This window comes from Pseudomonas monachiensis (assembly GCF_047345015.1).
GTDB lineage: Bacteria > Pseudomonadota > Gammaproteobacteria > Pseudomonadales > Pseudomonadaceae > Aquipseudomonas > Aquipseudomonas monachiensis.
In genome coordinates, this window is sequence record NZ_CP178857.1 from 4,016,933 (window position 1) to 4,030,170 (window position 13,238).

The 13,238-nt window shown below is 60.2% G+C and carries 3 protein-coding genes; 1 reads left to right on the top strand and 2 read right to left on the bottom strand.

Annotation, left to right across the window (positions count from 1 at the left end; genetic code table 11):
- Positions 1–643: 643 nt before the first annotated feature.
- On the bottom strand, positions 644–1,354 hold the full coding sequence (locus tag ACMDB8_RS18090) for a hypothetical protein (RefSeq protein WP_156385755.1): 711 nt from the start codon (positions 1,352–1,354) through the stop codon (positions 644–646).
- Between the two features lie 57 nt (positions 1,355–1,411).
- A complete protein-coding gene (locus ACMDB8_RS18095) occupies positions 1,412–12,634 on the bottom strand; it encodes a peroxidase family protein (RefSeq protein ID WP_409078857.1) in 11,223 nt (3,740 codons plus the stop codon).
- Between the two features lie 153 nt (positions 12,635–12,787).
- On the opposite strand from ACMDB8_RS18095, the gene ACMDB8_RS18100 reads away from it, so the two are divergent.
- The gene (locus tag ACMDB8_RS18100; protein WP_056722315.1) at positions 12,788–12,994 is read left to right on the top strand and encodes a hypothetical protein; all 207 of its coding nucleotides are present in this window, start codon (positions 12,788–12,790) and stop codon (positions 12,992–12,994) included.
- Positions 12,995–13,238: the final 244 nt, after the last annotated feature.

The following is a 13,238-nucleotide window of genomic DNA, read 5'->3' on the forward strand; positions in this document are numbered from 1 at the left end:
TTGACAGAATCTTTAATTATTAAAAATTCTGTACGACCTTACTTCTAAAAGATAAGCCAAATCATGGACTCGGCACTCTCAACCTCATTGATTCACCTGGCGAATCAATGACCGGTTGATTTATCGCCTCCCTGAGTTTCAGATAAAAACCCCCAGTGGCATTCACTGCACTTGAGATTCTATTTCCACTTCTTTTTTTTCAATCGCGGGGGCAGGTCATGGCTGACGTGCTCAAGGATCAGAGGCCACAGACGCTACAATGTTCATTTTCCGCACAAGCCACCGACAAACGGTGCGTAGCGCAAGTTCGCCTGAAGCGACAGCAATGAGTCAACTTCCCCGCTATTGCCCACAGCAACTGGCCTGCTTGCCTGGATGCACTTCGAGCATTGCATATTGGATCCGCTAGTTGTTATACATCCCATAAGTCTCGCAATAGCGAGTAACTCTCATCCAAGGCAAACTCCAACGACGGACTTCACGGTGATCCAGCCACCCTTTCAGGCAGACAGCAATACAGGATCAACTGAAAGGAGCAGGATATTAATAGCAAATTAGTCGTCAGCGAATGAAACTGCACGCAGTCAAACCCTATCGGATGGCAAGTACCTTGAAACGGCATACCCGCTAATTGTGGTCTCGCTCAAAATCCGAAGTAGATAAATGCCGTAGCGGCCACGACACCCCATGCGACCAACGCCATTACCGTTGAATTTTGCGTTGACCGGGATTTGTCCAGGCGCCGCAAGCCGAACTTCGAAAAGCCGACCTGTTCATAACAGCAATACATGATCGCCCGGTAGGTATATCGCAGGCCCACCAACAGAAACAGGGTAATCAGGCCAAGGACAAGTCCATGCCTGATAGCCGGTTCAACCAATTCCACAAGGTGATCCTGTTCGCAAGCAACGCTATCGACTTCCACAAGGGTTATTTGCCGGTAGTCCGCCGAAGACCGCTTTTGGCCAATCTGGATCACCGCCTGTTGCTCCAGATCCAGCGCCTGATACTTCCAGAGCGTTGATGACCCTTCTCGACAGAACGTAAAAGCAGCAGGACTTGAGATGGCGACAATACAAGCGTCGTTGATATCCAGTTTTTTCAGCGTTTCCGTGGCTGACCTGGTGAAATCCAGGTCGAACACCGGATTAACACCGGTAGCAAAAGCCGCGACCGAAACCAATAGACTGCTCAAGAGGCAGATGGCTGAAATGTTCAAGGCCGGGTTTCCCTTTTTCAATTGATTCTTTGATTTCGCAGTTCGGTTCCAACCTGCCGCCTTGATGAGTTCCAGTACGCTGCTGGCACCCCGATAGCTAATGGGCAATTGAGTGGATGGAGAAAGGGAGGGCATCCATTGCCCTCCCCCTCCGTCGTCCACACGCTCCCTGCGACAGTCCTTGCCAGGACCTCAAGAGGCCAGAATGAAGTCTGTGGCCGAAACGGTGTTTGGATCACCCACACCTACCAGGGTGATGGAACCCGCACCGAAGTTGAGCAACGTATCCGCACCGAGATCAACGACATTGACACTGCTGCCAAAGGTCGCCGCCGTGATGTTGAGAGCGGCGAAGTTGAGCAGATCCTGGCCTCCGGCCGCGTCGGTATCGAAGCCGAGGATCCGGTCGTTGCCGAAGCCTGCGGCGAACACGAAGATATCGTCGCCACTGGCGGCATTCATCGTGTCGTTGCCCGCACCGCCCGCAACACTATCGTTGCCGGCACCACCATCGAGGTTGTCGTTGCCCAGGCCGCCCAACAATGTGTCGTTGCCGCCGGCGCCGTTGAGGGTGTCATTGCCCACCCCACCGGTCATGACGTTGTTCGACGCGTTGCCGGTGCCGACGAAGTTGCCGACTCCGGTGAAGAGCAGGTGCTCGGCATTGGCGCCCAGTGTGTAACTGGCCAGCGAGGTCTGTACGGAGTCCTCACCGCTGCCCGCCAACTCGACAACCGCGTCCGCGGCTGAATCGACGCGGTAGGTATCGTTGCCGATGCCGCCTTCCATCCGGTCAGCCCCCGCATCGCCACTGAGGACGTCATTGCCCAGGCCACCCAGCAAGGTGTCGTTGCCGCCAGCGCCGTTGAGGGTGTCATTACCCACCCCTCCGGTCATGGTGTTGTTCGACGCGTTGCCGGTGCCGACGAAATTGCCAACGCCGGTGGAGAGCAGGTGCTCGACATTGATGCCCAGTGTGTAGCTGGCCAATGTCGTCTGCACGGAATCGGCACCTTCACCCGCCACCTCGACCACCAGGTCCCCGGCGGAATCGACGCGGAAGGTATCGTTGCCGGTTCCACCGACCATCCGGTCATTACCCGTGCCGCCCGTGAGGACGTCGTTGCCGGCGCCACCCAGCAAGGTGTCGTTGCCGCCAGCGCCGTTGAGGCTGTCATTACCCGCCCCACCGGTGATGACGTTGTTCAACGCGTTGCCGGTACCGGTGAAGTTGCCGGTTCCGGTGAAGAGCAGATGCTCGACATTGGCGCCCAGCGTGTAACTGGCCAGCGTGGTCTGTACCGAGTCGGCCCCCTCACCCGCCGTCTCGACCACCAGGTCCCCGGCGGAATCGACGCGGTAGGTATCGTTGCCGGCTCCACCGGCCATCCGGTCATTACCCGCACCGCCAGTGAGGACGTCATTGCCCAGGCCACCCAGCAGGTTGTCGTTGCCATCACCGCCGTTGAGGGTGTCATTGCCCACCCCACCGGTGATGACGTTGTTCAACGCGTTGCCGGTGCCGACAAAGTTGCCGACTCCGAGGTAGAGCAGATGCTCGACATTGGCGCCCAGTGTGAAACTGGCCAGCGAGGTCTGTACGGAATCCTCACCTTCACCCGTCAACTCGACCAGCAGGTCGCCGGCTGAATCGACGCGGTAGGTATCGTTGCCGGTTCCGCCCAGCATCAGGTCGTTACCCGCACCGCCATTGAGGAAGTCGTTGCCGGCGTCACCATTGATGAAGTCGTTGCCGTCCCCACCACTCAGATTGTCGTCGCCGACGCCACCAAACAACTGGTCGACACCACCCAGGCCAATGAGCGTATCGTTCCCGCCCAGACCAAACAGCACATCGCTACCCGCGGTACCGATGAGGATGTTTGCCAAGGCATCGCCCGTTTGCACCGCACCCAGCAGTACTACCAGTGCCGTCGCTGCGGAGGTCACTGACTCCAGCGTACCGAAGCCATCGGTGTAGCGCGCGATCACCCGAATTTGCTGGTTGACTTGCGCCGCACCAGGGGTGAACGTCGCGGCGGTCGCGCCGACGATATTGGTGAAGGTAGTCCCGGTACCTTGCTGCCATTGGTAGCTGAATGTGCCCACCCCGTCCGGATCGGCAATCCCTGCCGTCAGCGCGGTCAGCACCTGACCTTGAGTCGGTGTCGTATCGCTGACCAGCAACGCGCCTGTCGGTGCGTCGTTGACATTGCCCACCGGTGCCGTGGCGTCGGACGCAACGCTTTCGGCGGTACCGAAGTCATCCACGTAACTGACCACCACGCGCACCTGATCGCCGACCTGAGCCTGGCCAAGTGTGAACGTACTGGCGGTGGCTCCGGCAATGTCGACGAAGGTAACCCCGTTGGTCTCCTGCCACTGGAAGGTGAACTGCGGATTGCTTAGGCCATCGACGTCGACAATGGTCGACAGGTCGGCGGTCAACACCTGGTTCTGCACCGCAAGCCCGAGGATGCCCGGCCCTGCAGTCGGTGCGGTGTTACCCGCCGAGTCGACGATCTCCAGCGTACTATTGCCATCCTGATACACCGCGCGAACGCGGATGTTCAGACCGGCGACATCATCCGCCACCCGATAGGTGGTGCCCGTCACCCGCGATGCCTCGCCGGCGGCGATAATGGTGATGTCTTCATAGATGCCCGAGCCGGCAATGGTTTCGACCTGCCAGTAGTAAGACACGGGACCGGTAACCACGCCGGTAGGATTGGCCGCACTGACACTGTCCGCGTCGCGTATCGACTGACTGCTGACGCGCAGCAGTTGGCCGGCGACAGGAGTATCTTCGCGCGCACCGGTGGTGGCATCGAGGATCGCCAGACGCCCCACAGGAGCACTGTTCAAGGCGGTGCCAACACCGGAGGCCTGCGCCTGGTCAGCGAACTGCAGACGCTCGATGCCTGTCAGGCGATCGACGCCATCACGCCCGGCCACCAGGTCGGTCACGATGACGGCGTTGCCCTCGACAGCGATGCTGTACTCCGACGCATTACCGGAGAACACCGCGGTGTCGAAGTTGTCAGTGCCGGTCAGGATCTCCCGCACGATGACAAGCTGGCCCGGGTTGTAAGTACCGTTCAACATCGCCTGGACCATCGGCCCCATGCTGTCGAACGTGGCGATTTCCGCGCCAGTGCCATCAGCGTTTGCCCGTACGCTGATGCGCACGTTCAGCCACTTGTCACCGTCGATGATGTCGTCACCACCGCGACCTTCAATGAGATCGCTGCCGCTGCCACCGAGGATGATGTTACCGCCGTCGAAGAACGTCGCTCCGACTGGCAGCAGACCCGCCAGACCATTGATCAGGCTGATGTTGGTCAGCACACTGCCGGTTGCACCCGCGGTGGGTAGCGAGGTCGCATCTTCGCTATCACCGCGCAGGAAGTCACCGTGGGACGAACCCGACAGACCTTCCATGATGTCGAAGCGCACCAGCGCCGAAGCCCCCGAACCTGGCTGCGGTGGCACATCGAAGAAGCGGTCGCTGTAATCGACACTCACACCTTGGGCGAGATCCTTGAAGGTCGCCCAGTCATAGCCCGAGCCGCCGATATAGCGGTCACCCATGCCGAGACTGCCGACCATGATGTCGTCGCCGCCTTCGCCGTTGAACTTATCGTTCTCGTTACCACCGACGAATACATCGTGGCCAATGACCGGGTCGTTGCCCAGCGGATCGAAGTTGTCGCCAGGCGCACCGTCCGAGGTACCCTTCTCGATCCAGTCGTCGCCTTCGTTACCCATGTCCTGTTCGTTGGCTTTGCTGCCCAGGATGAAGTCATTGCCCTGGCCACCAATGGCCTCGGAGGCGTCCTCACCGGTAATGATGAAGTCGCTGCCGAACCCGCCAATGATCAGGTTGACGCCGTTGCCACCGTGCAGCACGTCGTTGCCGTCGCCACCCTGGAGGTTATCGTCGCCGCCGGTGTCGGTGATGATGTCGTCGCCGTCACCACCGCGCAGCTGGTCGTTGCCGTCACCGCCGTCGATACGATCGTTGCCGCCATCACCCCAGACCGTGTCATCGCCTTCACTGGAGATGAGGATGTCTGCGTTGTCCGTGCCACCCAGCACGATGTGCTCGGCACCGTTGTAGCGGATGTAGTTGGTGTCCGCCCCCACGGTCAGCGGGTTGTCGCGGAACACCACCTGCTCGCCGTTCGGGCCGAGCGGGTCGGCGGTGAGCAGGCCTTCGTTGAATTGCCTGCCCTGATCCACTTCCAGATAGAACCCCGGATCCGAGAACACCAGGCCCGGCAAGTGAGTGGCCGAAGTGTTGGCCATGATCAGCTTGGCGAACGAGTTGCTTTCAAGTTCGGCATTCATCGACAGGCCAGAGGTACGCTCCAGGTAGTAGAAGCGATCGCCGTCCTGCAGTTTTTCCAACTGGTTCTCGAACACGAAGTTGAAGGTCGAGCCGAGCATGCCGCCGAACGGGGTTTTCGCTTCGGCCAGGCCACCGATCCAGAGGTCGATGGCATCGACGCCAGTGACCGTCACACCCCTGAGGTCGTCGGCAGTGCCCACCACGCCATCCGTGCCGGCCAGCGTTACGTTGGCATAGGCACCCGTGCTGTTGAGGAAGTCCAGGCGATCAGCCGGTGCACCCACACCACCGAAGACCAGCGCCAGGGCTGCCGCGCGCTTGCCATCCAGTGTGGTCGCCGCCGTGATCGTGTCATGCGTGCCATAGGCCGCGATGAAGTTGATCAACGACTCCGGATGTTTGAGGTACTGCACCAGATCGACCCAACTGGTGTACGGCTTGAGTTGGGTATCACCGGTTTGGCTGTAGATGTCGCGGCGGATCGCATTGAGTGAGGGAATCCCCACGTCGCGGCCACGGGCGATGTTGAGCGCCGGCAGGTCGAGCGGCAGGCCGAGCAGGTTATTGCGCAGCGCCTCGGTGACGAACTCGTCGATTTCGTTACCGGCTTGCCGAGTCACCCCACGTATGATCGCACTGGTTGCGTCCTCAGGTGATACGCCGCTGGCGGCGTACGCCAGAGGGTTGAGGAACGCCGCGATCAAGCCCATTTGCTGATCGGGATTAGCGCTGGCCGGATCGCCTATCACGTTGAAGTCGATGTCGTAGCGATCGACGGTCTCGGTCAGCATCGAGTGGCCAAACCGATATACGGTATGGGCGAACTCGGCGACGATCGAGGCATCGAGGTCGACGTCGTAGACCTGGGTCGGTGCGAAGAACAGGTCGACTCTAGGCTGGATGGTCCGCGCAAACTCCTCGAACACCAGGTGCTGATACTGCATTTCGGTGCCGAACTTGGCCGCCTGGAACAAGCGCTCGCCATTCCACTGCAGCGCATCGAACTCGGCCTGGGTGGTTGGCAATGCGGCCACCGGATTGAGCAGCCACTCGTTGAGGAAGGTCACGTCACCCGAGTCGAGCACGGTGTCCTTGGTCTGCTGGACCAGGCGGTTGTGCTCGGAGTGGAAGATCGCATGCACCGCGGTCAGGCCGATGTTCTCGTTGACCCGGCCGTCGCCGGCGATGTAGTGGGCGTCGAGCAGTTCATTGTCATAGGTCAGGTTGTTGCCGCCCGGGCCTACGGGTTGCGCATTACCGACAGCGGTGTCGGCATCCGCCAGCAGAACCCCGCCGACGATTACCGGTGTTGCATTGTGGGCGATATCGACGAGGAACTGGTGACCGGTGCGCACAGCATTGGTCAGGTCAAGGGGAGCAAGCGGATTGCCTTCGACAAGGACGTCATCCGCCGTGCCACCAAGACCGTCAGCCCCACTCATCACCACCATCGGAAAGCCGTTCGGCCCCTTGATGAAATTGCCATAGGCGTCAGTCGCCAACAGCGGGGCATTATCGACATCGGCATCGGTAAGGTTGATACCCAGGATGTCGCGGGCTTGCGCCTTGACCACCTTCCAGGTCGCCATGCCACCGATTTCGACGTCGTCCGCGGTACCAAACGAGCCATCCGCACCCAGGTCACGGTTGGTGATCAACCGGCCTGTCGCTACGGGGCCGCTGGCGGTAAGTTCATAACCGCGCAGGAACACCTGGTGCGACGGGTGCGAACTGTAGGTCTGGTTCTGGTCCACGAACGGCGTGGTGGAGTTGGTGTGCTCATGGATGTCGTCGGCCGTGCCAAGAATGCCATCCGCCCCTGGCTGGTTGGTTGCACGGGTCAGGACCATGAAGTTGGTCGGGCTACCTGGAACAAAGAGTGGATCATCCGGCTGAAGCGGAATGAAGACGGTACCCGAACCACCTTTGGTGACCAGGTCCAGACCATGATCGAAGAACTGCCCGAAGAAGGTCATCCAGGCGTTGAACGGCGCGGACAATCCCGCATCCGCCGCAGTGTTTTCGAACAGGTACACATCATGGTCATCGGCGGTACCGAACTGACCATCCAGCCCGGGGCTGGCGACAATCTGTACGCCATCCTTGAGCACGTCGTCATTCCCCACGGCGCCGAAGTTGAGCACACCGTCCAGGCCCGGATTGAAAGCCGTGGCATAGGCCGCCGGGTTGTTCGACGTCTGGTCGACGATCAGGTTACTGATGGTGCGCGGCTGCGAGTCAATCACAAGACCGCTGTTCTGCGTATACGACGTTCCCTGTTCCGCCGGATTGAAGACCGGATCGCTTATGCGCGGAAAGAGGTTATCGGCGGCACCAAACTCGGTGTTGTTGTTGCCGTTGAGGTTCATCAGGTTGTTGTTCGACCCGTCGACCGCACGCAGGCCCAGCGGCGCGCGAATATTCGGGATCAGCGAGAGGATGTCCTGACCGGCCGCTTCCGCCTCGGCAATCTTGATCTGGTCAAGAATGAAGTTGAGGTCGGAACGGACCATGTGCAGGCCCGCGCCACCCGCGGTGGCATCGACTACAGGTACCAGTGGCGTTGGCGTGACCGGTGCACCGGCGACGATGGCAGCCGTCGGCGTGGAGAACAGGATCTCCGTGGTGCCGTGACCGTCCTGATAGATCGCCTTGACCCGCAACGACAACCCGGCGAGGTCAGGAGAGACCTTGAACGAGGTGCCGTCGGCGCTTTGGAACGCCAGGTCGCCAGCCGGCAACAGGATGATGTCCTCGAATACGCCGCTGCCTGGAGTGGCCTCGAACTGCCAGATGTAGGACACAGAGGAGTTGGTGATCAACCCCTGCGGATTACCCGCCGCGACGTTGTCGGCATCGGTCACTCCGGCCACGCTGACCGTCAGCGTATCGCCCACGGTGATCTCGCCGCCGTTGCCATCCGCGACAGTCGGACTGCCATCCGGTTGGGCATTGAGCCCCGCCACCAGCACTTGCTGGTTATCGGCAAACTGCAGGCGTTCGATATGCAGCAGGGTGTCGATGCCGTCGCGCCCCGCTACGGTATCGGCCACTGTCCAGACATCGTCCGTCACATCGGCGGTGCCACGGTCGTCGACAGTCACCGCATACTCGGCCTCGAGGCCGGAGTAAATGGCGGTATCGAAGGCCGCCCCGCCCGTTGAGGTGCCGGGCATGATTTCCCGCACAGCCTTGAGTTGACCCGGATTAAAGGTGCCGTCCAGCATGAGCGGGATCATATCGACCATGCTGTCGAAGGAGGCGATCTCGGGGCCGGTATGGTTGATGTCAGCCGCGTCATAAACGGCAATCCTGACGTTTATCCATTTGTCGCCATCGATCAGGTCATCGCCACCGCGGCCCTCGATCAGGTCGCTGCCATCACCGCCGAGGATGATGTTGCCAGTGGCAAAGCCGGTGACCGGTAATCCGGCATCGGCCAGGAACTGGTCCAGCCCGCGGATCAACGCCACATTGGTCAGCGCACTGCCCGTGGCACCGCCGTGGTTGATGATGGTGTCCGCATCGACATCATCGCCCTTGAGCACATCGCCGAAACTTGAACCGGACAAGCCCTCGACCTCGGCAAAACGGTCGAGAATCGAGGCAGGCGAGGCGCCGACCGGATTGAATACCCCGGCATTCTGGTTTGGCGCATTGCCATGTGGCTGCGCCAGCGCGGCCAGACTCAAGTCAGCGGTCACGCCGACTCGATCATTCTTGTAGGTGATCCAGTCGAAACCGGACATGCCGTCCATCTTGTCCTGGGCATCGCTGCCGACAAAGATGTCATCGCCACCCTCGCCGATCATTTCGTCGAAACCGCCACCGCCAATAAAGATGTCGTTGCCGATCACATCGTCATTGAGCAACGGCGAGAAGTTATCGCCAGGCGCACCGTCCTGGGTGCCTTTCTCGATCCAGTCATCACCTTCGTTGCCGGTAGGTGGCAGGTTGGTCTTGGCACCGAGGATGAAGTCGTCACCCTGGCCACCGAAGGTGGTGGTGATATCTTCCGTGGTGACGATGAAGTCCTGGCCATCGCCACCCAGGATCAGGTTGCCTGCAACCAGCATGCTGCCGGCCACGATCACATCGTTACCGGCATTGCCTTCCAGACGGTTGTCACCGAACGAGTCGGTGATGATGTCATCACCCGCACCGCCCAGCACCGCATCGTTCCCGGCACCGCCTTCGAGGCGGTCATTGCCGGCGTCGCCGTAAAGGGTGTCATCACCGTCACCGGAGATGATGATGTCATTGCCGGCGGTGCCGCCCATGACGACATGGTCTTCACCGGTGTATTGCAGATAATTGGTGTCAGGCCCTACGGTATCGGGGTTGTCACGAATCACCAGCGACACGACTTCCACGCCGTTGATCAGGATGCCGCCGGTCGGATCGTCTCGGCCGCCCACGCCAAGGCCGGTGAACTGAGTGGCCTGATCCACCTCGAGGGTGAACGTCGGCGTCAGGAACACGGTGTTCGACAAGTGGGTGACATCGGTGTTGAGCATGATCAGCTTGGCAAAGGAGTTGTTTTCCAACTCGGTGCCGAAGTTCAGGCCCGCGGTACGCGACAGGTAGTAGAAGCGGTCGCCGTTCTGCAACGCCTCCATCTGGGTTTCAAACACGAAGTTGAAGGTCGAGCCGAGCATGCCGCCGAACGGCATTTTCTGCTCGGCGAGGCCACCGACCCAGAAGTCGATGTCGTCGACGCCCGTGACCGTCACACCTGTCACGTCATCGGCAGTACCCAGTACCCCATCCGCGCCGGCCGTCGTTACGTTGGCGTAGGCACCGGTGCTGTTGAGGAAGTCCAGGCGGTCAGCCGGCGAACCCACGCCACCCAATACCAGCGCCAGGGCTGCAGCGCGTTTGTCTGCCAGTGTGAGCGCCGCCGTGATCGTGCTATGGGTACCATAGGCCGCGATGAAGTTGACCAGTGACTCGGGGTGCTTGAGGCTGTCTGCCAGGTCAGCCCAACTGATGTACGGCTTGAGTTGGCTGTCTCCGGTTGATTCGTAGAACTCCCGGCGCGCCTCATTCAAGGTGGGGATACCCGTGTCGCGACCACGTGCCAGGTTCAGGGCCGGCAAATCGAGCGGCAAACCGAGCAGGTTGTTGCGCAACGCTTCGGTGACGAACTCATCGATCTCGTTACCGACCTGGCGGGTCACACCGCGGATAATTGCACCTGCCGCCTGGTCCGCAGTCACCCCGCTGCTGGCGAACGCCAGCGGGTTGAGGAAGGCCGCGATCAGCCCCAGTTGCGAGTCCGGGTTGGTGGGGTCAGTGAGCAGCGGATTGAACGCGGGGTCGAAGCGATCGACTGTCTCGGTCAACATCGAGTGACCGAAGCGGTACACCACGTGGGCGAACTCGGCGAGGATTGCCGGGTTGATCGAGGTGTCATAGCCGTTAGGCGCAAGGAATTCGTCGATCTGCGGTTGAACAGTGCGCGCGAACTCCTCGAATACCAGGTGCTGGTATTGCATCTCGGTGCCGAACTTGGCGGCCTGGAACAGGCGTTCGCCGTCCCACACCAACGCCGCGATCTCGGCAGGTGTAGTCGGTATCACGGCCACATCGTCTACCAGCCACTCATTGAGGAAGGCCAGGTCGCCAGACGCAATGATGGTGTCCTTCGATTGCTGGACCAGGCGGTTGTGCTCGGAGTGGAACACATGGTGCACGGTGGTCAGGCCAATGTTCTCGTTCGCCCGGCCGTCGCCGGCAATGTAGTGGGCGTCGAGCAATTCGTTGTCATAGGTCAGGTTGTTGCCGGCAGGACCAACGGGCTGCGCATTGCCGACAGCGACGTCGGCGTCCGCCTGCAGAACCCCGCCGACGACTACCGGCGCGGCGTTGTGGGCGATGTCGTCGAGGAAACCATGTCCGGTGCTTACGGCATTGGCCAGACTGATGGGAGCTGCCCGGTTGCCTTCGATCAGTTGAGTGACGTCATCAGCTGTCCCGGCGATGCCGTCGGCACCGTTACTGACACGAATCACCACTTGCGGCATGCCGTTCGGCCCGCGGATGAAGTTGCCGTACGCATCGGTTGCCAGTAATGGCACGTTGTGTACATCGGCGTCAGTCAGTTCAATGCCGAGAATGTCACGGGCCTGGGCCTTGACCACCTTCCAGGTCGCCATGCCGCCATTTTCGCTGGCGCCATCATCTGCGGTGCCGAACAGGCCATCGGCGCCGAGGTCGCGGTTGGTAATCAAGCGCCCCGTTGCAACAGGATCGCCTGCCGCATTGAGGACATACTCGCGCAGGAACACCTGATGCGACGGGTGCGAGCTGTAGGTCTGGCTCTGGTCGACGAACGGCGAGGTGGTATTGGTCTGGCCATCATCGGCCGTGCCGACTACTCCGTCCGCGCCGGCGGTACGTACTGCACGTGACAGCACCATGAAGTTGGTCGGGCTGCCCGGTACGAACAACGGATCGTCCGGTTGCAGCGGAACAAACACGACGTCGGTAGCGCTCTTGGTGACCAGGTCGAGGCCGTGGTCGAAGAACTGGCCGAAGAAGGTCATCCACGAGTTGAAGCTGGCGGTCAGGCCGACGTCCGGCGAGACGTTGGGCATGAAGAACACGTCCTTGTCATCGGCCGTGCCGAACACGCCATCCAGCCCGGGGCTGGTGACTATCTGTACGCCATCCTTGAGTACATCGTCATTACCCACCGTGCCGAAGTTGAGCACACCGTCCAGGCCCGGGTCGAACGCCGAGGCGTAGGCCGCCGGGTTGTTGGCGGTCTGATCGACGACCAGGTTACTGATAATCCGTGGCTGCGGGTCGGTCACCGTCCCTGGCGCGGCGTATGCGTCCAGAAACGAGGGATCAAGCAGGCGCGGGAAGGCACCGTCCGCGGAGCCAAAATCACTCTGGCCGGTGACCAGGTTGTTGAAGCTGCCATCGACGGTACGCAGGCCGAATGGCACCTGGGTGTTGGGAAGCAAATCAATGAGGCTGGCGCCGTCGGCGTTCGCTTCTGCGATAAAGATTTGCTTGAGGATGAACTCCAGGTCCGACTTGCTGAAATTGGCCATTTTGAATTGCCCTCGATATGTCTGGGTAAAGGCACGGGACGAGAAAACCCTCCCGCGCCAAGTCAAGTGCTGGCTTGCGCAGTTTGTTGGTTATGTTTTTTTGCGAGAGCTGGCGTTACCCGGGACCCGGGATTCGCGCCTGGAATTCGCGATATGAATTGCTCGCCGGGCGATCAGGCAGAGCGGATTCGAGCCCTGGGCGGGCCATGGAATCTGGAAGTGAAGGCAAACGTCCTGGAAAGCCCCTTCCCTCTGCAAAAGAACGAAATGATCGACATGATTCTGCTCCTCTCGGGAAAAACACCGCGCCTTGCGCTGCCAAAGCAATGGCAGGCTTCAGGCGGGCGGGCCCCCCGATAACTAAGACTAAAGTTCCATAGCAAATCTTTGTCAATATTACGTCGTTAAAACAGACGACTGGTGGTAGGCATCTCAAGTAGCTGTTTTTAAAAGACATATAGAAAGTTGTGTGCTGGTATAGAGCGAAATGTTATTTCGGACTGTTTAACCGCCACCTACGCTGCTGCATAAGGGAGCAACGCAGCGATTTCGGAAGACTCGCCATCCACAGAGCGACCAGCCTGCGTGTCCAAAAGCTGTTTAC